The sequence below is a fragment of the Caballeronia eucalypticola genome, assembly GCF_047608185.1.
Taxonomy (GTDB): Bacteria; Pseudomonadota; Gammaproteobacteria; order Burkholderiales; family Burkholderiaceae; genus Caballeronia.
Genome location: NZ_JBLKRU010000010.1, coordinates 154,826 through 174,071, shown reverse-complemented (window position 1 = coordinate 174,071; position 19,246 = coordinate 154,826). Strand labels below are relative to the sequence as shown.

Here is a 19,246-nt window from a genome sequence, read left to right as displayed (position 1 = left end):
CCGCACATGAACCTCACACTCAAACTTCCCACTGCGCCCGGCACGATGGAAACGTATCGTGTTGAAGGCGTGCCGCTCGACGTGCGTGCACCCGCGCGGCCTTTCACCCGCATTGCTTATTCGGCTGCCCATGTGGTGGCAGATCCGTTGCGCGCCGGCGAACTGAATGCTGCGCCCGCGATCGACTGGGAGCGCACGCTTGAATACCGGCGTTACCTGTTGCAACAAGGTCTTGGCATTGCTGAAGCCATGGATACCGCGCAACGCGGCATGGGCCTGCCCTGGAGCACCGCACTCGAACTGATCACACGCAGCATTGAAGGAACACGGGACATTCCTGGCGCGTTGATCACATCAGGCTGCGGCACCGATCACGTAGCGCTTGAATCCGTCACGAACTGCGATCAGGTGATCCGGGCATACGCCGATCAACTCGAAGCGGTGCAACGCCTGGGAGGACGCGTCATCCTGATGGCGAGCCGCGCGCTTTCGAGAGTAGCACGTTCTCCTGACGATTATCTTCGCGTATATCGTGAAGTGCTCGCAATGTGCGATCAACCGGTGATCCTGCACTGGCTCGGAGAGATGTTCGACCCTGAGCTTGCGGGCTACTGGGGCACGCCGGACTACGAAAGCGCGGCACAGGTCTGTCTGGACGTGATCGGCGGCAGTATCGACCATGTCGACGGCATCAAGATCTCGCTGCTCGACGACGCAAAAGAAATCAGCTTCCGGCGAGCCCTGCCTTCCAGCGTGAAGATGTACACCGGCGACGACTTCAACTACCCGGCCCTGATCGCAGGCGACGAGGCCGGCTATTCGCATGCGCTACTTGGCATCTTCGATGCCATCGCGCCCGCCGCATCGCAAGCGCTGGCCGCGCTCGCCGATAACGACCTCGAGACCTACAACGCCTTGCTTGCGCCGACCGTTCCGTTGTCGCGACATATCTTCCGACCGCCAACGCAGTACTACAAAACGGGCGTGGTTTTCCTCGCGTACCTGAACGGCTTCCAGGATCACTTCTTCATGCCGGGCGGTCACCACGGTATGCGTCCGCCGGCTTACCTGGCCGACGTATTCCGCCTGGCCGACCAAGCCGGCCTGCTGTGCGATCCGGACGATGCGATCACTCGCATTCGAAAAGTCATGGCGCCGCTAGGATGCGGAGACTGACAATGGCTCGATCCGGAGGGCCAGTACGGCATATGGTGTTTTGCCGGTTCCGCAGCGAAGTGACGCCGGAACGCCGCCTCGCGTTCTTCGAGCAAATCCGGCGGCTGACGGAAGTGCCTGGGATTGCCTTCACCAATTTCCAGTGCGGACCCAACGTATCGCCGGAAGGCTATGGCATGACGTTCTCTGACGGCTTCACGATGGATTTCGCGAGCCGCGACGACTGCTTCGCTTATCTGGTACATCCGACGCATCAAGCCATTGGGGCCCGCCTTCTTGAGGCACTGGAAGACGGCATGCAAGGGCTGTTCGTCTTCGATATCGATCTGGAAACTCATGAGAAACCTACAGGGAAGACTCGACCTGTGCTCCATCAATACCGCAACACTGGGCCATCGGGAGCCACTCAGCCATACGATTGACCGCATCGCCCGGGCGGGCTTTGGCGGAATCGCGCCGTGGCGCCGGGAAGTCGAGGGAGGCGACGTCCCGCGGCTTGCCCGCCAGATCAAGGCGCTCGACCTGAGCGTGACAGGCTATTGCCGCTCGACTTATCTACCAGCAGCAACGTTTGCCGAATTCAGCGCGAACGTCGAAGCAAACCGGGCCGCATTGCGCGATGCGGCTGTGCTCGGAGCTCGCTGTTTCGTGTTGGTGGTTGGTGGACTTGTACCCGGTAGCCGCGATCTGGAAGGCGCGCGATCCCAAGTGGCCGATGGGATCTCGATGTTGTTGGAAACCGCACGCGAGTACGGTGTGCCCCTTGCACTTGAGCCGCTTCATCCGATGTATGCAGCAAACCGTGCCGTGGTCAACACCCTCGCGCAGGCATTAAGCATGTGCGAAACGGTGGACCCGGAGCGCTCGGGTTTTATCGGCGTCGCCGTTGATGTTTACCACTGCTGGTGGGATCCGGAATTGACGGCATCCATTGCAAAAACCGGGCTGGCGGACCGCATCCTGGCGTATCACGTGTGCGACTGGCTCCACGAAACAAATGACATGCTGCTCGATCGCGGAATGATGGGCGACGGTGTCATCGACCTGCCCGCAGTGCGGTCATGCGTCGAGCGTGCCGGCTACGACGGCTTAGTGGAAGTCGAGATTTTTTCGGCGCAAAACTGGTGGCAACGCGAGCCGGATGAAGTGCTCGCACTCTGCGCTGAACGTCTGCAGACCGTCTGCTGATGGTGCAGCGTTAAACGACCAAAAACACGGATACAGCAATGACTGACAGGATTCGCTGGGGCATATTAGGCGCTGCAAAAATTGCCGACAACGCTGTAGCACCGGCTATGCAACGCTCGTCGAACGGCCGGGTAACCGTAGTTGCGAGCCGTGACCAGGCCCGCGCACAGGCTTTCGCGACAAGGCATGGCATCGACCGCGTCTTGACCAGTTACGATGAGGTGATCGAGAGCAGCGACGTGGACGCGATCTATATCCCCTTGCCAACGGCCAGCCATGTCGAATGGTGCAAGAAGGCCTTGCTCGGGGGCAAGCATGTGCTGTGCGAGAAACCGATTGCAATGAACGCCAAGGAGGTGCTCGAATTGATCGCCTTGCGCGACCAAACCGGGCTTGTATGCGGTGAAGCATTCATGGTGGCGCATCATCCGCAATGGATTTTTGTTCGCGACAGCCTTGCTCAGGGAATGATCGGTGAACTCACGCTGATTGAAGGATCGTTCACTTACTTCAACGACGATCCCAACGCGCTCAAGAACAATCTTGCGCTAGGCGGAGGTGGAGTTCGCGACATTGGTGTCTACCCGGTCGTGACCACGCGGCTTGCAACGGGCCTCGAACCTTCTCGTGTTCATGCCGAGATTCTGCTCGATCCTCGCTTCGGCACAGACCGGTTCGCCCGTTGCACCGCCCAGTTCCCCGGATTCTCAATGACGTTCTACTGCGGCACACAAATGTCGCGCCGCCAGCACATGATTTTTCACGGAACAAAAGGATGGTTGAGTGTAGATGCCCCCTTCAATCCGGGAATCTACGGTCCTGCACACATTCGCCATCGTTCCGATGAAACAGGTCAGACACACACCATGGAATTTGGCGACGTTGACCAATATCAATTGATGGTGGAGGACTTTGCCGCAACGGTGTTGGGACAAAAGGCAAATCTGGCCTTCGCACTTGAAAATTCGCTCGGCAATCAGCGGGTCATCGATCAAATAGTTCCTGACGTGCAAAGTGTTGGGCGAGGAAGTCATCGATACGGACAGAACAGCGGCCGATGACACGCCCACCCTGAAGTTCGGCTCCAATTCGCTTATAAGCTCGACCCGACGCTGGTCGATCCGCTCACCGTGCTGCCGCCTGGCGTGGCCGGCTCGGGCGCAACAAGCGAAGCGAAGACGCTCGTACACGACAAGCTGCCGAATCCGGACCGTCCTTCCCTCGCGTTGCTGAATCTGCTGCGCGGTAACGCCTACCAGCTCGTGAACGGCCAGACCGTGGCCAAGAAGCTCCAGGCACACGGAAAGGGTCAAGGGCCGCTTGCCGTTGACAGACTTGTCGTCCGGGTAGAAACGGACCAACGGCCGGACAACGATACCGATCCCGCGTCGCAGGCGTTCCAATGGACACCCATCGATCCCGACCTTCAGCAGGACACGCCGCTCTGGTTCCATGTTCTGGCCGAAGCGCAGGCGCCCATTCTCGATACTGTGACCGGCGGAGGGAGCCGCATTTTTTCCGAGAACGATCTGCTCAACGGCCCGGGGGCGCTGACTCAGCTCGGCTGGGTCGGCGGACGCATCGTCGCCGAAGTCATTTATGGCATCCTCGACTCGGACACGCAGTCCTTCGTGCGCAGCGCGAAAGGACCGGGCTGGAATCCGCGCTTCGCGGGAAGCGGTCCTGTTCACATGAAAGCTATGCTGGATTTTGTTGTGACGGCCTAGGCGGACAAGCACTCGCTCAATGTGCGGGAGAGTGGACTCATCACGAGAGTGAACCAGGCTGTGGGCGACCATTTTCGTCTACTTGACTGGCGTCCCATCTACCCTACCGTCAGGCCGCCAAGCTGGTTCGAGGCTTTGCAGTTGCTGGCGCTAAGCTGCGGCTTAGCGGTGCATTCTGGGCCCGGATCAGCGGTCTAAATGATTACTTAGGCATGGCCGGATACTTGATCATTGGCGCGTTCCTAATGACGTGCTTCTTGTACGCTGCGGTCTATAGAAGGAAGGGTTCCAACGAAATGGAAATCACCACGCGTCCGGTGTAACGCCTCACGGACAGCCGCCAACCTAGGCATCGCCGGGTGATTCGATAGGTCCATGGACGGCTCCGCTCAAGGGCGTCCAAATCAAGCGACCCGACATCCGCAAAAGCCGATGGTGTGGCGAGCAGGCGACGACTGTGGCGCCGAACCCTACAACCTTGTGCAAAAGCGGGGCCATAATACCCGCCGCCAAGCGCTTCTTTAGCCGTGTACTAAATATAGCGGGTGTACATTCCTCGAGTCTCGCTAAGAGGACGCAGGCTAACCTCGAAAATAAACACGTGCCCGCTGTTGTCAATAGCGACAATCGATTTCTGCAACCGCGAAGCCAAGGATAACGAAAGCCACCGCCATATGACCAGCCAAGACAATCCGGACAGCAACGCAAGCAACCAAAGCAACCCAAGCAACCTGAAGGCCGCCTTCCTGCCGCACGACGGAACCCCCGCCGCGCCGCCCCGGATTTTCGGCGACGACGACAGCGGCGTCTACCGGACGCTGCTCGAATCCACCAAAGCGATCCCGTGGAAAATCGACTGGGCGACGATGAAATTTGCGTACATCGGCCCGCAGATCGAATCGCTGCTAGGCTGGCCGCCGTCGAGCTGGAAGGACGTCAACGACTGGGCTGAACGCATGCATCCGGATGACCGCGGATCGGTTGTCGACTTCTGCGTCACGCAATCCAAGGCCGGCACCGATCACGAAGCCGATTATCGCGCGCTCACACGCGACGGCGGTTACGTGTGGCTGCGCGACGTCGTGCACGTGGTACGCAACGCGGACGGCGAAGTCGACTCACTGGTCGGATTCATGTTCGATATCAGCGAACGCAAGCGCACCGAAGAAAAGCTCGCGGAGTTGCAAAAGGAACTGGAAAGACTGTCATTCCACGATAGCTTGACAGACGCAGGCAACCGCCGCATGTTCGACGGCGTCATGGCACGTGAATGGTCCGCAGCGAAAGCTTCGGGCACGCCACTTTCCCTGATCATGGTCGACATAGATTTCTTCAAATCCTACAACGACTACTACGGCCATCTGCAAGGCGACACATGCTTGAAACACGTCGCGCGCATACTGGGTGAAGCGGCAGGATCGGACAGCTTTCTTGCGCGTTTCGGCGGCGAGGAGTTCATTCTGGTCCTCCCCAACACCCCTGCTGAAAACGCCGTGAGAATCGCCGAACGCTGCCGCGCGCTGATAGCGGAAGAAGCCATTGCGCATGTACGTTCGCCGCATAACCAATGCGTGACAGCAAGCTTTGGTGTCGGCACGATCGTGCCAACCGAAAGAATGGACGCAACGGCGTTCATCAATCTCGTCGATGCCCAGTTGTATCAGGCGAAAGATAATGGCCGCAACCGCATTGCAGCGGTCGATCACGCTGGCATCGGCGGCGAGGCGTTCAAGTCGCACTCGCGGTAAAACACCGCACGGAATTCGCGTCGTCGCCATGACGAATGACGACGCGTCGTTCTTATAGATCAGCGAATCTGCTGCGATCGGCAACTGGCTTCTATCCGCAACTCGGACCAAAAAATAGACCAGGACTTGAGCGCAGTAAAATGCTTCCAGGAACGCGGTGCCCTTACTCGCGGCATTCCGCGGACGCCATTTTGCTAAATAATCCTAATTAATTCCGTTAATGAGCCCCCTTAGCGGTTAGCGCGCTGCTTCTTTCGCGGCTGACTGGCATAATGCGCCTTTTCACGGATTGCCTTTCCCCGGATTCATTCCAATTACCGGGTCCGTTAAGTAAAAGGCGCCATGAAGCACTGATCCAATGCAGCAGCTTCCTCCACACTCGTATGCTTTGTACCGCAGCCACGAACCGCACGTGTAGCAACATGGCATTTTGTCTCTCTTATCATTGCCTGACCGGCACATAAACCCTCGATGACCAAAGCGCCGTACCTGCGCCCTGTCGCCGCCTATGCAATCATTGCGCTGACGCTTGGCGTCGTTGCGGGTTCGTTCGCATGGGTTGCCGGCTGGATCTACTGGCCATTCGTTCCTCCTCCGCTGACGGCCGCGCGAATGATAGACGTGTTCGAATCGACAACGCGCAAACACCCCGGCTTCCGGCGCAATCATGCAAAAGGGTTATGCGTGAGCGGCCACTTCGACAGCAACGGCGGGGGCGCGCAACTTTCGCGCGCGAGTGTCTTCAAGCGCGGCTCTTTTCCCTTTATAGGCCGGCTGTCAGCGCCCGGAAGCGATCCGACCCAAGAGGATGCCGATGCGCCGGTCCGCAGCTTCGCACTGAAAATGTCCTTGCCCCAAGGCGAAGAATGGCGCACCGCGATGAACTCCGTGCCAATCTTCGCCGTCAGCACACCCGACGCGCTGTATCAGCAATTGGCCGCATTGCAGCCCGACGCCGCCAGCGGCCGCGTGGACCCGGCGAAGATGGAGAGGTTTCTGGAAAAACATCCTGAAACAAGGGCTTTTCACGAATGGCTGGCGAAACACCCGGCGTCATCGAATTTTTATAACGCGAGTTATTTCAGCATCAACGCGTTCAGGTTCACCGACGCCCAAGGCAACACCCGTTTCGTCCGATGGAGCGTCGTGCCCGAAGCGGCCTACCAGTCTGTCACTGCAATCGACACGCGCGATCCGGACTTCCTTGCGCACGATTTGAGCAAGCGTCTCGTGCGCGGTCCCGTTCGCTGGCACCTGATGATCACGCCGGCCGCGCCCGGCGATCCGACCGCCGACGCCACCCGCCTCTGGCCGCAAGAGCGGGAGCTGCATCGCGTGGATGCGGGCGTGGTGGTGATCGACCAGGCAGAATCGCAGATCGATGGAGCCTGCCGCGATATCAACTTCGATCCGCTGGTGTTGCCGGCTGGAATCGAACCGTCGGACGATCCGCTGCTGGCCGCGCGCTCATCGGCGTATGCTGTTTCTTTCAATCGCCGTACACGCGAAGAAGCGCAGGCAGCGCAGCCAGGAAATTCCCGGCGATAAAACCGTGCGGCATGCCGAACGAGTCTGCGGCGAAATGCCCGATTGCAAGTTAAACTATGCGGTTCGTTTCACGCAGATCTCGCGTGCATGCTGCTGGCAGCATTCGGACAGGACACTGGTACCAGGAGATATTCGTTCGATGAACGGTGCAGACTTACCGAGCATGCTTCCCGACATGCTGCCGCGCTTGTGGGCCTTTGCGCTGCGCATATCGGGCGACCGGCACGACGCCGAGGATCTCGTGCAGCGCGCGTGTTTGCGCGCGCTGGAACGGGCGCACCAGCTGCAGCCCGATACGGCCCCGTTAAGCTGGATGTTTTCGATCGTGCATTCCACCTGGATCAACGAATTGCGGGCGCGAAGCGTGCGCAAACGTTCCAGCATGGAGTGGGACGACGATTTCCTGGAAAACATCGCCGACCCCGTGGATAAAGGCCCGGAAACGCAACTCATGCACGGCCAGATCATCAACGCCGTGGAACGCCTGCCCGAGGCACAGCGCGTGGTCATGCTGCTGGTCGCGGTCGAAGGCCTGAGTTATCAGGAAGCTGCAGATGTACTCGAGGTTCCTATCGGAACCGTCATGAGCCGCTTATCGCGCGCCCGGCAAGCCGTCGGCGCGCAGTTCAGCTCGCACGAACCGAAGCCAAAAGCCCCGGCGACGCGAAAGGACTCAATTGCATGAAAACCGATGAAGTAACGTTAATGGCGTATGTCGACGGCGAACTTCCGCCCGGCCAGCGCCACGAGGTCGAGGAACACATACGCGCGTCGGCCGAAGCGGCTGAGCTGGTCGAGATGCTGAAGGCGTCGCGCGTGGATTATCGGGGCGCATTCGCTGCGCAGGATTTGCCGCCCGTGCCTGATTCGCTGACGCAAAAGATTGAAGCCATGGCGCGTGCGCACGCCGCTGCACCCGCAGTCAATGACAATGCCGTGCCCTCACCAGCCGGCGCGCCGGTTCGCTCGCGCATGCGTTCCGTTCCCGCATGGCTCGCTGCTGCGTGCGTGGCGGGTGCGTTTTTCGGCGGAATGTTCCTGCGCCCCGGACCCTTGCTGAACCACGGCGAGTCCAGTTCGATGGCTGCAAGCAACCTGTCGCCGTGGGTGCAGGCCGCCACGGGCTACCAGAAGCTCTACACGCGCGACACGCTGGCCTACGTGAACGAGACGACGGAAACATCGTCGAAAACGGTGGACGACATCCGCCGCGAAGACGGTCTCGCGTTGCGGATTCCGGATTTGCACAGCGCCGGCCTGACGTTCAAGACCGTGCAGCGCCTGCGTTTCAACAACAAGCCGCTGGTGCAGATCGTTTATCAGCCTGAAAAAGGCGAGCCCGTTGCGCTCTGCGTGATGAAGGACGTGAAACCGGACCAGGGGGTTGCAAGTCAGGATGTCGATTCCATGCGTGTGGTGACCTGGCGTCAGGCTGAATTGAGCTATGCGCTGATCGGCAAACCCGATGGCGTGGACATGAATGCGCTCGGCAAACAGATCTCGAACCGCGAGGTGGAGCAGCTTTTCAGCGATGCGGCTTCTGTGATGCATCCCGAACCATTGGCTGGTTGAGTCTCTGCGGTTCACAAGATGTGGTGAGCAAGAAACACCGTAAGAAACATCCATTAAGCGTCTGCCCCAGATCACAGTTACACTTGTTACAGGTCTGTTCTGCGCGATAAAACGCGACGCTCACCAATGTTGATTTAGATGCGGCAGATATGGAATTTCGTTGCTGCCTCGGGTGTTCTTCAATTAGTACCGGTGTAATTTGATGCGCCCAGCTCCTCGCCGGGCTTTGCGGCGAGCGCAACGGGTGGTTGTTCTGGTTGTACGGGTGACCTGGTTTGTTTTATAAATTGGCCCTTGGAAACTGTGAAGATTAGTAGAGTCCTCAAAGGTCGATTGCCATTCCAAATGAAAAAACTTTGTTCATTGGGAAAATGCAATTCAGGGCACGAGAGAAATAAAAACATAAATCATCAGCGAAAGCGAACTGCTTAAGTCTTATGAAATCGGACGATATCCTGCTGATGGCTTACGTTGACGGCGAACTGCCGTTGCACGAACGCGAGGAAGTCGAGCGCGAACTGCGCACCTCTCCCGACGTGGCCGAGCGCGTCGCGCTCTTGCAGGCTTCGCGGTTGCCTTATCGCGATGCATTTGCCGGGCAGACATTGCCGCCGGTTCCCGCCAGTCTCACGGCAAAGATCGAGGAAATGGCGCGAGCAGCCAAGGCCAGATCCGACAGCCAGACGACGCATCCCGATGTCAGCGTCAATGATCCCGTAGTGGAACGTGCGCCCGGAAGCCCTGCGTCATCGGCCATTCGTTCACGGCTGCGCATTGCACCAGCGTGGCTTGCCGTGGCGTTTCTTGGCGGCGCATTCGCGTGCGGACTCGTGTTGCGCCTCGGACCGAGTGCAGGGCCCGCATCGAATATGGGGGCTTCCATTGCATCGGTAGGAACGGGCGTGTCGCCATGGGTCACGGCTGCGGCGAGTTACCAGCAACTGTATTCACGCGAGACGGTGGCCAACGTCACCAGCGATACCGACCTGTCCATCAAGACCGTCAACGAAATCCATCAGGACGACGGCCTCGCGCTGCGCATTCCCGATTTGAGCGCGGCAGGGCTGACGTTCAAACGCGTGCAGCGGTTGCGCTTCAATAACAAGCCGCTCGTGCAGATCGTGTATTTGCCCAAGGAAGGCGCCCCCATTGCGCTGTGCGTGATGAAAGAGGTCAAGCCGGACGCTGCGGTGGCAGATCAAAAAGTGGCATCGATGACCGTCGTCACCTGGCGCCAGGCCGAACTCGGCTATGCGCTGATCGGGCAGCCGCAAGGCGTCGACCTGGCCGCGCTCGGCAAGCAGATCGCAAGCAGCCAGTCCCCGGCGCTGTTCAGCCGTGACGACTCGCGCGCGCTGAGCGCTTCGCTTTTGGCATCGGCGAAAACCTCCTTCGGCAGCCGCCCCGCTATCTGACAGGCGCGCCTGACAAGCCCGTCTAACAAGCGCGGAATAATTTCGTCGCTTCGCTGTTGTGTTTAATGCGCCGGCCATTTCCTGGCTCGCGGCGCATTAACACACAGCGGAGCGCATGAGATATCGCCTCGAATACTTCCTGTTTCTGTTGCTCTCCCGTCGGCTGGTCAAACGCGTGCTGCGTGGTGTATTGACGTGCGGGTGTTTGCTCGCGGCCTCGCAAGCGCAAGCCGCCTGGACGATCACCAGCGCCGACGCACCCGCCACCGTCATTCGCGCAGCCAACGTCTATCAGTTGGGCGTGGGCGAAGCGCTGCGTGACGATGACCTGATCGCATCCCCGCCGCGCGGTGTCGTCCAGCTTCAGGACGATGCAGGCAACCTGCTCGCGCTCGGCGCACAAACGCGCGTGTTGCTGCAGGCGGGCCCGCGCGTAGCCCTGCTCGATGGTTGGCTGAAGGTCGCCCATCCGTGCGCGACTGCGCCCTGCAAGGCGCTCGATATCGATACCGAACGAGGTTCAATCGAGCTTGGTACGAACACGACGGCGAGCGCCGCGGTTGTGGTTGCAGCGCTGCCCGGCACGGATCGCGACAAGTCGACCATCGCCGTATTCAGCGAAAGCGGCACGCAAACGTTGGCCGTCTCCGCGCGTAAAAGCATGATCACGCCCGGGAGCTTTGCCTATGTGACCGTGAGCGCGCCGCCGCAGATTGCGCCGCGTCCATCGAGCGCTTTTCTCACCGATATGCCCGTCGCTTTCCGCGATGCCCTGCAGCGCCTGCCCGTCGCGCCGGCCGCGCATGACAGTCCCGTCAAGCCGCTGCGCGCCGTTACCTACGACGATGTTTCCGCGTGGCTCGCCAGCGACTTGCCGGCACGTAAGCGCTTCCCCGCGCGTTTTCGCTTGCGCCTGACGGACCAGGCGTTCCGCCGTGCCGTCGATCAAAACCTCAAGGCGCTGCCCGAGTGGCGCGTGCTGCTGTATCCCCCGCCCCCTCGCCCCGATGCCCGCCAACGCGCCTTGCAAGCCCTTCGCGTCAACACCGCCGCGCTGCCTGCGAACTCACTGTATCAACATCCATGAAACGCAAACTCTCTCTTAGCGCCAAGTTCAACCTCGTCTTCCTCATCGTCTTTGCAATCGGCCTGAGCGCGGCGGGCGTGGTCGCGGACCGGCTGTTGCAAAAGCAGGCGCTCGATGAAACCGTCCACGACGCCAACGTGCTGATCAGCGCGGCCGCATCGATGCAAAGCTACACCGCAACCCACGTCACACCGCTGCTCGCCACGCAGATCAAGTACCGGTTCGTGCCCGAGTCCATTCCGGCGTTTTCGGCTATCGAAATGCTGAACCTGCTGCAAAAGGATTTCCCGAACTTTTCCTACAAGTCGACCATGCTCAACCCGACCAATCCGCGTGACCGGCCGACCGACTGGGAAACCGATGTCATCACGCATCTGCACGATCATCCCGACCTGAAACAGATGACAGGTCAGCGTATTTCCTCGGGCAACCCGACGTTGTTCCTCGCGCGGCCGAGCCGCATTACGGACGTTGCGTGCATGCAATGCCACAGCACGCCGAGCGCGGCGCCCGCCACCATGATCGATAAATACGGCTCGGCGAACGGCTTCGGCTGGACCATGAACGATGTGATCGGCGCGGAGGTCGTCTCCGTGCCGATGACCCAACCCATAGAACGTGGCCGCGCTGTCTGGCGCACGTTCATGCTGTCGCTGACGGCTGTGTTCGCCGTGGTGCTGATCGTGATGAACGTGATGGTGAACATCCTGATCACGCGGCCGATCCAGTCACTCTCGCGCGCCGCCCACGAAATGAGTCTCGGCAAGCTCGCCGAAACACCCTTGCCCACCGGCGGATCGGATGAGATTGCTTCGCTGGCGGTATCGTTCGGACGCATGAGGACGAGTTTGATTGAAGCATTCAAGATCCTCGATGAAGGGGCGCACTGATCATGAGCGCATCCGCCGGCACGCCATCCGAACTCGGCCGATACCGCATCGAGCGTGTACTTGGACGCGGCGCGATGGGCGTGGTTTATCTGGCGTTCGATCCGCAGATCGAGCGCCATGTCGCGCTTAAAACCATCCGCAACGAATTGCTGCCGGCGGGTTCCGAAGGCGGATCGATGCACGACCTGACCGCGCGATTCCTGAACGAAGCGCGCGCGGCCGGCCGTCTTGCCCATCCGAACATTGTGTCGGTGTACGACTATGGCGAAGCCGGCGATACGGCATACATCACGATGGAATACGTGCGTGGCGAGAGCCTCGCCGCGCGCCTCGCGCAGCATGCCAGAACACAAACCCGCATTGAACCGGCTCGTGCTCTGGGGTGCTTCCTGCAACTGCTCGATGCGCTCGATTACGCGCATCAGGAAGGCGTGATTCATCGCGACATCAAGCCGGCCAACCTGTTGATCACGCAACGCGGCGAATGCAAGATCACGGACTTCGGCGTTGCACGGATTGAAGCTTCGCATCTCACGCAACTCGGCACGGTGATGGGCACGCCCAGCTACATGTCGCCGGAACAGTTCACGGGCGAGACTATCGATGCGCGCGCGGATCTTTTCTCCGCAGCGGTCGTGCTCTACGAAATGCTCACCGGTGTGTGCCCGTTCGCGGGTACGCCGACCGTGGTCATGCGCCAAGTGCTGAGCGAGACGCCGATGCTGCCATCGGAACGCGTGCCGGACTTGCCTTGTTATATCGATGCGATGTTGATGAAGGCGCTTTCCAAGCGGCCCGAAGACCGTTACGCCTCAGCACGAGAATGGCGCGATGTGCTGATGGGCGCACTCGGCGCAGCGCAATCCGACGACAGCGACCAGACGGTGATTGCATTTGCAAAACCGGTTGCGTTGCTCGAAGCGCCCGTGTTCACCGAGCCTTCAATGGCGTGGCCGCCTGAATTGATTGCACAACTCGAAGAGCGGCTGGCGAGCCATGTTGGACCGGTCGCGACGATCCTGTTGCGTCGTGCGACGGCGAAATCGTCGGACTTCAATGCGTTGCGCGAGCGGCTTGCCGCGCATTTTCCAACGGAGGCGGCCCGCCGCGATTTCAACGCGTTGTTGACGCGGCTGGAAACGCCGGGGGAAGGGTCGCGGGTTGCATCGAGTATCAAACGGACGTCGACGACCGGGAACCAGGCGGCAGTTCAGGTGAGCCTTTCGCCCGAGATATTGCAGGACGCCACGCTCAAGCTCGCCGCTTACCTTGGGCCGATCGCACGGGTCATCGTCGCGCGCGCCGCCTTGAACGTGCCTGATACCGGCACGTTTTACGAGCGTTTGCTCAACGCCGTGCAAGATCCGAAAGACAGTCATGCATTACGGCGCGAATTCGGCATCTCTTCCGATTAACCTTCGAGCAGGCGCAGGAACAGTGCGGCATCAAGCGCTCCTTCATGCTTGTGCTGTCCCTGCGAGCTCGTCCACCAAACGCTTGCCGCACCCTCGTCGCTCAAGAACCGCTTGAACGTATCGCGCCAGACGAGCGTTTCGGCGCCGCTGCCAAGTTGTTCCAGTCCGGTCTCGAACTCCGTCAGCGAGAACGTCGCCTTCAACGTCGATAACGCCAGTCCCGCCGCCTGTTCGTACCAGACCGAACTGCTGCGCAACCAGTCGTGGAAGACGCGCTGATCCATTGGCCGCGCAACGACAAATGGAAAATATCGCCCGACTGCGTCGATACCCGGCATCACCACGCCGGCGTATGCAGCGTCATCGATCACGCCTGGTTTCATCGCGAAGCGCCATAACGGCATGCCAAGGAAGTCTTGCAACCATGCATCGCCGCGCTGCTTTTGTGCCTTCAACAGCCCGTGTTGCAGCCACGTATCCCACTGCATGACAAACCCGCGCGACAAGCCGCGGCCCACGAAGTCGCCATGCGTGCGCACTTTTCCGTAGAAGCCCGTGCCGGCTTCTTCAGGTTTCCTCATAGTTGCGCCGGGCAACGAAAGCGGTCGAGCACGCCCGCACGAAACGGATTGACCATGCTGCTTGCCGTGAGGTCGACCGATGCCAAACCGTTGTCGAAGACCGCCTTGAAACGGTCCGGCTGACCTGCGGGCGCGATGCGAGCAGTATCGAGCAGATGGAACAACGCCCACGGACCATCCGCGTGCGGCGCTGCAGCCGATGACGGATCGAGCTCCACGTGCGCCTGTCCGGTCCCCTTGCCGCTCGGCCACTGGAACGCGGCGGTCGCGCCCGGCGTGCTATCGGTCGCGACCAGTTGGACGCCGTCTATATCGAGAACGAACCGCTTGACGGATGGATCGATGGAAGCGAGCTTCGCCGAAAACCGCACCGAAACATCATGGCCGCCGTCGCGAAACAACGCATCGCGGATCTGCGCGGCGTTCTGGAACTGTGCAAGGACGTCATCGGGAATACCGAGCGAGCGCGCTTCCGGACGCCAGCGCCACACCGCGCCCGACGTATCCACGCGATTCTGCAAGTTCTTCTGGAAGAAGTCATCGATCAGGCCGCCGGGCGCGAGGATACGGCCGAAGTCATCGGGCGCGGCATCACGCGTGGAGGTGCGCACGAGCGGATAGCGGCCATCGAGCGCTTGCCGGCAAGCCGGCGCGACCGTCGATGCCCACAGTGCCCGAAGCTGGGCCCGCTGGCTTTGAACCTGCACGGTATCGGCGTTATCGGCCACGCCTTGCAGCACCGCGCCCAGCGGCGCGGGTGCGCCTTGCGCGAGCAGTTTCAAGCGGTCAAGCGAACTCGTGGGCGGCAGGGGTAGCGATTGTTTGCGCGCAGAGTCGACCGCTTGCAGCGTGGCGGCGGCTTCCTTTAATGCACCGATAGAGTCATCGATCGGCGCACCCGATGTGGCCCCCGGCTTGCCCGCCAGATCATGCAGCGCCTGGAAATGCGTGTTGACGAGCGCAGCGTTGTCGGTGCTTGCAACGGGTTGCGTTTGCTCTCCTGCGCCACCCAGGCTCTTGCGCAAGGCATCGAACTTGCCGGCGCCGGCGTCCGTGCCTGCGACAGGCGCGACGAACGTGGTCTCGCTCGACGCCGCTTCAATCAGCGCACGCAACGGCGAATTCTGCGAACCCATCAGGTTCGCCACGCGCGCGCCCTGATCGGGTGCGGAGAACGAGACGACACCGACATCGCCGAGCAGCCCGTCCCACTGCCGGATGCTTTCCTCGCAGTACAAACGCGTGAGCGCCGTGCGCAGTTCATCGACACCCGCAGCATCCGGTTTCGTTTCAGCGCGTCCCAGGACCCAGTCGTCTTTCGCGATACTGGCGAGCGTCATCTCCCGCAAGCGCAGGAACTGGGTGAAGCCGGCTTGCGTATAAGCGCCATCGATACCCTGCGTCAACGGCGTCCCGCTCTTGCGCACGAACACCAGCAGACCGCTCGGCCCCGCGGCCTTGGCGATGGAAAAATCCGCCAGATGCAATTGCGTAAGCTGCTGCTGGATGCGGCTGTTCAAGCGCTGCGCAAGCGGCACGCGGCTCAACGTTGCGCGCGCCTGGGCGATGAGGTTTTGATCCAGCGGCAGGTTTGAATCGAACTGTCCCCGGCGGAAGAGCGCCTCGAGATGCTGGTCGATACTCGCGCGTTGCGCGTCGCTTGCGGTTTTCAACGGACCGCGTTGCCAGTCGCGCATGGCCCAGCTTCTCAATGCGTCGGGATCGTAGTGCGCCGGGTCGCCAAGCATCAGGTACGCACGCAGCACTTCATATTGCAGCGCGGCGTTGTTCGCATCGCCTCGGCGCAACTCTTCTTCCATGCGCTGCACGACAATCGGCAACAAGGTCTGGCGCAACAAGCGCTGATAGACACGCTGCGCTTCGGCGCCGAGTTTCTCGCGTTGATCGAGACCGAGTTTCGCCCACCAGACGTCGCCGCGGGTTTCGCGTTCGGCTTCGCCGCCGGGCAGGTCACGGGCGGCATCGAGTACGGGGAGGACCGCGAGCGGATCGTCGCCGAGCGTGGTCTGTTGCACTCGCTGCTGAAGCGCTGCGATCTGCTGACGGCTCTCTTCAACGAAACGGCGATTCGCACGATCGCTGACAAACAGTCCGATCAACCCGGCAATCAACACAGCGCCCACCACGCCAATGGCAATCCGCTGGAACCGTGCACGCCTGCGTTCGACAGGCGCGTTGCCGCCCGCAAGACCCGCTTCCTCGAAGATCACGTCGCGCAGCAAGCGCTTCACGAAATACGCGCGTCCACTCGATGTATCGGCGAGCAGCACTTCGCGTTGCAACCCGAGCGCCGCGGCCATCGAACTCATCATGCGATCAAGCGGACGGCCGCTCTGCGTGCCGCTCGTGAAGTACACGCCACGCAACAACGCGGCGCGATCAAAGCGCGATTCACTGAAGGCATCGTCGAGAAAACGCTGCAACGGCCCTTCGATACCCGCGAACTGCTGCGGGAACGAATAGATCAACGCGCGACGGCGCACATCGGTTTCCTGCTGCATGCGTTGCAGCACGCGATCCTGAAGCTGCCGATGCAGCAGACAGAATTCGCCGGGGAAACGCTGGAGCGGTTGCTCTCTGTTTTCCGCAGTTTCCATCTCTTCTTCGGGCGAATGCGGGAAGGTCACGCCCCAGACCTGCTCGCGCTCGTCGCGGCCGAGGTCATCGAAGAATTCGGAGAAACCAGAGAACATGTCGCTCTTCGTGACCACCACGTACACCGGAAAACGCATGCCAAGCTGCTTGTTCAACTCGCTCAGGCGTTCACGTACCGATGCCGCATGCGCGGCACGCTGAGCGTCGGTCTGCTGCAGCAAGTCTGCCGCCGATACCACCACCATGACGCCATTGAGCGGCCGGCGCGGACGGTACTTTCGCAGCATCGCAAGAAAGCCGAGCCATGCGCCGCGATCCGCTTCGGCGTGACTGTCTTGCGTGGTGAAGCGGCCCGCCGTGTCCAGAAGCACCGCGTCGTCAGTGAACCACCAGTCGCAATGCCGCGTGCCGCCGACGCCGCCAATCGCCTGTGCGCCGAGCCGGTCAGCCAGCGGAAAACGCAGGCCGGAGTGAACCAGCGCAGTCGTTTTTCCCGCACCCGGTGCACCCACGAACATGTACCACGGCAAGTCGTAAATGGTCTGGCCGCGCGCGCCGAGCCAGGATTTCCAGCCTTTGTTGCCCTTGCCCGTTGCGCTGGTCCGAAGCGTCTTCAACGCTTCCTCGAAGCGCGTGCGCAGGATGGCGAGATCGGCGTCTGCCGCTTTGCGCGCTTCGCTCGGTTCGCGGTTGGCCGGATCGACCGAATCCGCAATCAGACTGCGCACGAAGTTCGAGCTCGCGAGCCGCGCCTTCAAGGCACGCGCGCCGAAATACGCCGCCCAGCATGCGAACATGAGCGCAATCAGGATCCATCGGCTGGTTGCACTTCCTAGCGGCTCGCTGCCGTTGAAAGCAAGCAACGGTCCTTCAAACCACACAATAAACGCCAGCGCCATCACGCCAAGGAACGACGTGACCACCGGCTTTCTGAATCCGCTTGACCACTTCATGACGCGGCTCCTGGCGAAAGAATCACAATGGCGACGCGACGATTTTTCGCGCGCCCCGCGGGGGTATCGTTTGATGCGATCGGCTCGGTGTCGCCCCGCCCTTCCGCACTCAGGCGCGATGGCGAATTGATACGCGCGGCGATGATCGCGCGCACGGTATCGGCGCGCGCCTGGGAGAGCGCCACGTTCGATGGAAACCGCGCCGAGATGATGCGCTGGTTGTCCGTGTGCCCGATCACGACCACGTTGCCCGGCTTGTCCTGCAATGCGTCCGCGATGCGCTGCATCAGCGGGGCAAAATGAGGATCGAGATCGGCGCTGCCCGATGCAAACAATTGCGTGCCCGTCGCGGTGTTGTTGAGGGTGACCGTCGTGCGGTCCGCCGAATCGCCGACCGTCACCAGCCCTTGCGCAATTTCAGGCGCGAGGAAACCGGCAAGCGTGGCGGCAAGCTTGGGCGCTGCATCGACTTTCGCTGCGAGCACGGGCGCCGGCGCCACGCGTATCGAACGCATGGAGGCAAACACCGGGTCCGAAAAGTCGTTGATGCGAAAGCTCAATACAAGGCTTGCGGTGACGAGCACGAACGCAGCAAGCGCAAGCGCGACCCACAACGGCACGAACTGCAGCAAGCGCTTGCGTTCGCGCGGCGCGGGTTGCCAGTGCGGCGACAACGCGCGTTCAACCGGCGTGCGCTGCGCGCGGATCATCTGTTCGAGCCGTTCGCGGATCACGTCGAGTTGCGTCTTGCCGCCTTCCATCAGGCGGTATCGTCCGTCGAAACCTAGTGCGAGCATCACGTAGATCAGCTCGAGCAGATCGATATCGACAGCCGGCGATTGCGCAAGACGCTGCAGGATCACGAACAGGCGCTCGCCGCCCGATGCTTCGTTATGAAACGTCACCAGCAGGCTGCGCCGGCCCCACACGCCCGCGCCCCATGGCGTGGCGGCAATCGATTCATCGATAAACGTGCACAGGCAATAGCGCGCCGGGCCAAGCTGCGCATCGGGCACGCCAAACGCACGGCCGTTGGTTTCGAATGTGCGCACCATCTGGATCAACTGCGTGCGCAGCGCTTCCAGGTCCGGATGACTCGTGAGGCGTCGCAGCGGCAACGCCAGTTCAAGCAGCGGGTTCGCGGCGCGCAGGAGCGGATTGCGGCCATCTAGCGCGGCGTCGAGCTGCGCCAGCGCCGGCGTTGCAGCGGCGGCCTTCGCCGCGGCCGGGCGCTCGCGCCTGAGGCCGGGTGTCGGCATCATGATCGTGCGCGCGGCGTCGAGGAAATCCGAGTCGTCGAGTGTCGGGTCCGTGTCGTTAGTCATTGCAG

At 61.0% G+C, this 19,246-nt stretch carries 16 protein-coding genes; 13 read left to right on the top strand and 3 right to left on the bottom strand.

Annotation, left to right across the window (positions count from 1 at the left end; translation table 11 throughout):
- Window positions 1-6 precede the first annotated feature (6 nt).
- The 13 genes from ACMX25_RS14525 (at window position 7) to ACMX25_RS14465 (ending at window position 13,766) form a co-directional block, all read left to right on the top strand.
- A complete protein-coding gene (locus ACMX25_RS14525; protein ID WP_414950641.1) occupies window positions 7-1,176 on the top strand; it encodes a dihydrodipicolinate synthase family protein in 1,170 nt (389 codons plus the stop codon).
- 2 nt (window positions 1,177-1,178) lie between these two features.
- Complete coding sequence (locus tag ACMX25_RS14520) at window positions 1,179-1,598, top strand: Dabb family protein (RefSeq protein ID WP_414950640.1); 420 nt, start codon at window positions 1,179-1,181, stop codon at window positions 1,596-1,598.
- The gene (locus ACMX25_RS14515; RefSeq protein ID WP_414950639.1) at window positions 1,513-2,364 is read left to right on the top strand and encodes a sugar phosphate isomerase/epimerase family protein; all 852 of its coding nucleotides are present in this window, start codon (window positions 1,513-1,515) and stop codon (window positions 2,362-2,364) included. Before ACMX25_RS14520 ends, ACMX25_RS14515 begins: the two co-directional genes overlap by 86 nt.
- A 38-nt stretch (window positions 2,365-2,402) precedes the next feature.
- Window positions 2,403-3,425 carry a Gfo/Idh/MocA family protein gene (locus tag ACMX25_RS14510; RefSeq protein WP_414950637.1) on the top strand — a complete coding sequence of 341 codons (1,023 nt, stop codon included), beginning with the start codon at window positions 2,403-2,405 and terminating at the stop codon, window positions 3,423-3,425.
- Window positions 3,426-3,494: 69 nt separating this feature from the next.
- A complete protein-coding gene (locus ACMX25_RS14505) occupies window positions 3,495-4,091 on the top strand; it encodes a peroxidase family protein (protein ID WP_414950636.1) in 597 nt (198 codons plus the stop codon).
- 674 nt (window positions 4,092-4,765) lie between these two features.
- A complete protein-coding gene (locus ACMX25_RS14500) occupies window positions 4,766-5,839 on the top strand; it encodes a sensor domain-containing diguanylate cyclase (RefSeq protein WP_414950635.1) in 1,074 nt (357 codons plus the stop codon).
- 471 nt (window positions 5,840-6,310) lie between these two features.
- Window positions 6,311-7,387, top strand: coding sequence for a catalase family peroxidase (locus tag ACMX25_RS14495; RefSeq protein ID WP_414950634.1), 1,077 nt, complete (start codon window positions 6,311-6,313; stop codon window positions 7,385-7,387).
- Window positions 7,388-7,526: 139 nt separating this feature from the next.
- Entirely contained in the window at window positions 7,527-8,072 is a 546-nt protein-coding gene (locus ACMX25_RS14490; protein WP_414950633.1) for an RNA polymerase sigma factor, read from the top strand.
- The gene (locus ACMX25_RS14485) at window positions 8,069-8,959 is read left to right on the top strand and encodes an anti-sigma factor family protein (protein ID WP_414950632.1); all 891 of its coding nucleotides are present in this window, start codon (window positions 8,069-8,071) and stop codon (window positions 8,957-8,959) included. Before ACMX25_RS14490 ends, ACMX25_RS14485 begins: the two co-directional genes overlap by 4 nt.
- Window positions 8,960-9,396: 437 nt before the next feature.
- Complete coding sequence (locus ACMX25_RS14480; protein WP_414950631.1) at window positions 9,397-10,374, top strand: anti-sigma factor family protein; 978 nt, start codon at window positions 9,397-9,399, stop codon at window positions 10,372-10,374.
- A gap of 115 nt (window positions 10,375-10,489) precedes the next feature.
- Entirely contained in the window at window positions 10,490-11,461 is a 972-nt protein-coding gene (locus ACMX25_RS14475) for a hypothetical protein (protein ID WP_414950630.1), read from the top strand.
- The gene (locus ACMX25_RS14470; RefSeq protein ID WP_414950629.1) at window positions 11,458-12,351 is read left to right on the top strand and encodes a c-type heme family protein; all 894 of its coding nucleotides are present in this window, start codon (window positions 11,458-11,460) and stop codon (window positions 12,349-12,351) included. Before ACMX25_RS14475 ends, ACMX25_RS14470 begins: the two co-directional genes overlap by 4 nt.
- A gap of 2 nt (window positions 12,352-12,353) precedes the next feature.
- A complete protein-coding gene (locus tag ACMX25_RS14465; protein WP_414950628.1) occupies window positions 12,354-13,766 on the top strand; it encodes a serine/threonine-protein kinase in 1,413 nt (470 codons plus the stop codon).
- Here ACMX25_RS14465 and tagF read toward each other — a convergent pair.
- From tagF to tssL, 3 genes are read right to left on the bottom strand one after another with little or no spacing between them, the layout of a single operon-like run.
- The gene (tagF, locus tag ACMX25_RS14460) at window positions 13,763-14,347 is read right to left on the bottom strand and encodes a type VI secretion system-associated protein TagF (RefSeq protein ID WP_414950627.1); all 585 of its coding nucleotides are present in this window, start codon (window positions 14,345-14,347) and stop codon (window positions 13,763-13,765) included. The two genes, ACMX25_RS14465 and tagF, sit on opposite strands and share 4 nt — an antisense overlap.
- The gene (gene tssM, locus ACMX25_RS14455) at window positions 14,344-17,916 is read right to left on the bottom strand and encodes a type VI secretion system membrane subunit TssM (protein ID WP_414950626.1); all 3,573 of its coding nucleotides are present in this window, start codon (window positions 17,914-17,916) and stop codon (window positions 14,344-14,346) included. The genes tagF and tssM overlap by 4 nt, the downstream gene beginning before the upstream one ends.
- A complete protein-coding gene (gene tssL / locus ACMX25_RS14450) occupies window positions 17,913-19,241 on the bottom strand; it encodes a type VI secretion system protein TssL, long form (protein WP_414950625.1) in 1,329 nt (442 codons plus the stop codon). The genes tssM and tssL overlap by 4 nt, the downstream gene beginning before the upstream one ends.
- Between the last annotated feature and the right edge of the window lie 5 nt (window positions 19,242-19,246).

Bases quoted from the DNA above. Each gene is read 5' to 3' on its own strand.
- ACMX25_RS14465 (WP_414950628.1), top strand. From the start codon at position 12,354: ATGAGCGCATCCGCCGGCACGCCATCCGAACTCGGCCGATACCGCATC.
- ACMX25_RS14515 (WP_414950639.1), top strand. From the start codon at position 1,513: ATGAGAAACCTACAGGGAAGACTCGACCTGTGCTCCATCAATACCGCA.
- tssM (WP_414950626.1), bottom strand. From the start codon at position 17,916: ATGAAGTGGTCAAGCGGATTCAGAAAGCCGGTGGTCACGTCGTTCCTT.
- ACMX25_RS14485 (WP_414950632.1), top strand. From the start codon at position 8,069: ATGAAAACCGATGAAGTAACGTTAATGGCGTATGTCGACGGCGAACTT.
- ACMX25_RS14525 (WP_414950641.1), top strand. From the start codon at position 7: ATGAACCTCACACTCAAACTTCCCACTGCGCCCGGCACGATGGAAACG.
- tssL (WP_414950625.1), bottom strand. From the start codon at position 19,241: ATGACTAACGACACGGACCCGACACTCGACGACTCGGATTTCCTCGAC.
- ACMX25_RS14495 (WP_414950634.1), top strand. From the start codon at position 6,311: ATGACCAAAGCGCCGTACCTGCGCCCTGTCGCCGCCTATGCAATCATT.
- ACMX25_RS14475 (WP_414950630.1), top strand. From the start codon at position 10,490: ATGAGATATCGCCTCGAATACTTCCTGTTTCTGTTGCTCTCCCGTCGG.
- ACMX25_RS14500 (WP_414950635.1), top strand. From the start codon at position 4,766: ATGACCAGCCAAGACAATCCGGACAGCAACGCAAGCAACCAAAGCAAC.
- ACMX25_RS14520 (WP_414950640.1), top strand. From the start codon at position 1,179: ATGGCTCGATCCGGAGGGCCAGTACGGCATATGGTGTTTTGCCGGTTC.
- ACMX25_RS14510 (WP_414950637.1), top strand. From the start codon at position 2,403: ATGACTGACAGGATTCGCTGGGGCATATTAGGCGCTGCAAAAATTGCC.
- tagF (WP_414950627.1), bottom strand. From the start codon at position 14,347: ATGAGGAAACCTGAAGAAGCCGGCACGGGCTTCTACGGAAAAGTGCGC.
- ACMX25_RS14470 (WP_414950629.1), top strand. From the start codon at position 11,458: ATGAAACGCAAACTCTCTCTTAGCGCCAAGTTCAACCTCGTCTTCCTC.
- ACMX25_RS14480 (WP_414950631.1), top strand. From the start codon at position 9,397: ATGAAATCGGACGATATCCTGCTGATGGCTTACGTTGACGGCGAACTG.
- ACMX25_RS14490 (WP_414950633.1), top strand. From the start codon at position 7,527: ATGAACGGTGCAGACTTACCGAGCATGCTTCCCGACATGCTGCCGCGC.